The organism is Pelotomaculum propionicicum (assembly GCF_004369225.1).
GTDB classification, from domain to species: domain Bacteria; phylum Bacillota; class Desulfotomaculia; order Desulfotomaculales; family Pelotomaculaceae; genus Pelotomaculum_B; species Pelotomaculum_B propionicicum.
Window position 1 is genome coordinate 1 of sequence record NZ_QFFZ01000117.1, and the last position, 2,195, is coordinate 2,195.

Sequence of the window (2,195 nt, forward strand, 5' to 3'; positions counted from 1 at the left end):
ACTCATCATTTTAACAGATTAACAGAAGGGTGTTGCTCTTTGCTTAAGCATTGAATCCCACCCGCATAGCGGGCGGTTTTTTGTTCTCCTGGCTAAAACCATGCCAGGAGAACTTACTAAAGTATAACAAAAAGGCTGTCGACAGTACTTTGTCGACAGCCTGGACCGGTCTCTAAAAATGAGCCCGGATTTTATTGTTCTATTACTAATAATTACAATCGATATTCAAGTTTATCCCAGGGCCAATTCCTCCATCTGGTCCAGCAGTTTGGCGAACAGGTCCAGCCCATCCTGCACAGGTTGGGGGGTTGCCATATCAACCCCGGCAATTTTTAACAGGTTCAGGGGGTAGTCACTGCCTCCCTTTTTCAAAAAGCCAAGGTAACGGTCAACTGCCGGCGGGCCTTCCTCCAGGATCCTGCGGGTAATAGCCTCAGCCGCGGAAAACCCGGTGGCATATTTGTAGACGTAAAAGGCGGAGTAAAAATGGGGAATACGCGCCCATTCGAAGTCCACATCCTCATCTACAACCATCTCCGGGCCGTAGTAATCGACATTGAGCTGGTGGTAAATCTGGCGGAGAAGCTCAGGCGTCAAGGCCTGCCCGTCCTCAATTTTTTCGTGCACAATTTTTTCAAACTCGGCGAACATGGTCTGCCGGAAAACAGTACCTCGAAACTGTTCGAGGTAGTGGTTAAGCAGGTACAGTTTTTTGTCCCGCTCGCCCACCGTCTTGAGCAGGTGCTCCATCAGCAGGGATTCGTTGACTGTGGAAGCCACCTCGGCAGTGAAAATAGTGTAATGGGCGTAGAGGTAAGGCTGCTCACTGCTGGCGAAATAAGAATGCATGGCATGCCCCATTTCATGGGCTAAGGTGAAGAGGTTGGTTAAGTTGTCCTTATAATTAAGCAGAATATAGGGGTGCGTACCGTAGGGGCCCCAAGAATAGGCGCCGCTGGTTTTACCCTTGTTTTCAAAGACATCCGCCCATCTCTCAGTCAGCCCCCTCGCCATAATTTCACTATAAGCAGCGCCCAGCGGCATGAGCCCTGTTTTCACCAGTTCAACTGCTTCTACAAAGGGAATTTCCCATTTGATATCCTTTACCATGGGGGTATACAAATCATACATGTGCAGTTCATCCAGGCCCAGCAGTTGCTTGCGCAGGGCGGCATAACGGTGCATGGAGCCCAGGTTGCGCCGCACTGTATCGATCAGATTGTCATATACCTCAGGGGGTATGTTTTCAGCAAAAAGTGAGGCCTGCAAAGCTGAAGGGAATTTGCGCACCCGGGCATAAAAAACGTCCCTTTTCACACTGGAGGAGAGGGTGGCGGACAATGTGTTCTGCAGTTTCCGGTAGGAACTGTAGAGAGAGATAAAAGCCTCCCGGCGCACCCGGCGGTCTGAGCTTTCCATCAATTGATTGTACCGCCCGTGGGTAATCTCCACCTCATATCCATCTTCATCCCTGATCGAAGGGAAGGTCATGTCCGCATTATTGAGCATCTTGAAAATGTTTGCCGGAGCCTGGGTTACTTCACCAGCGCCGGCGATAATCCGCTCCTCGGCTGAGGAAAGAATGTGCTCTTTTTGCCGCAGCAGTTCGTCCAGGGCAAAACCATACAGTGTCAGGCCTGGCTCCTCCTGCCGCCAGCGCTCTAAAGTTGCCGGGGGGAGTTCCAGGATTTCCGGTTCGATGAAGGAGAGAGCCGTCTGTACCTGGGTATGCAAACTCTCCGCCCGGTCAGTCAGCGCCTGGTAGGTGGGGTTGGCGTTATCCTCGTCCCGGCGCATGCGGGCATAAGTATATACTTTCTCGTTAAGTTCCTGCAGCCGGTACTCCAACTGCAGGATTTCCATTAAAGACCGCGCTGACTGCCCCAGCTTGCCCCGGTAGGCGGCGGCTTCATCACTTAACTTTTTTACCTGCTGAAAATCCTGTTCCCACAGCTCATCGCTGGCATAAATATCTTCCAGCCGCCACTTGTACTGGTCTGGAATTTCTTTTCTGGTGGGCAGGTTTCCTTTACGTTGCTCCATCGGTGGCCTCCTGTTTAAATATTTGATAACCCAAGTTTGGCGTAAAAATTTTCCAATACCAGGTGTAGCAAGGGTTTGTGCCCCCTTCAAAAAATAAATTCGGGACTACACCCAGGATTCCATCTTTTTTAGAACCTGTCTAACATGCTTTT

At 50.5% G+C, this 2,195-nt stretch carries 1 protein-coding gene; it reads right to left on the reverse strand.

Features of this window, described 5'->3' with window-relative positions:
• Nucleotides 1–231: 231 nt before the first annotated feature.
• Nucleotides 232–2,043 (reverse strand): oligoendopeptidase F, encoded by a 1,812-nt coding sequence (gene pepF / locus Pmgp_RS19085; RefSeq protein WP_134216249.1) that lies wholly within the window; start codon nt 2,041–2,043, stop codon nt 232–234.
• Between the last annotated feature and the right edge of the window lie 152 nt (nt 2,044–2,195).

Excerpts from the sequence above, each read along its gene's own strand:
- pepF (WP_134216249.1), bottom strand. The coding sequence starts at position 2,043 with ATGGAGCAACGTAAAGGAAACCTGCCCACCAGAAAAGAAATTCCAGAC.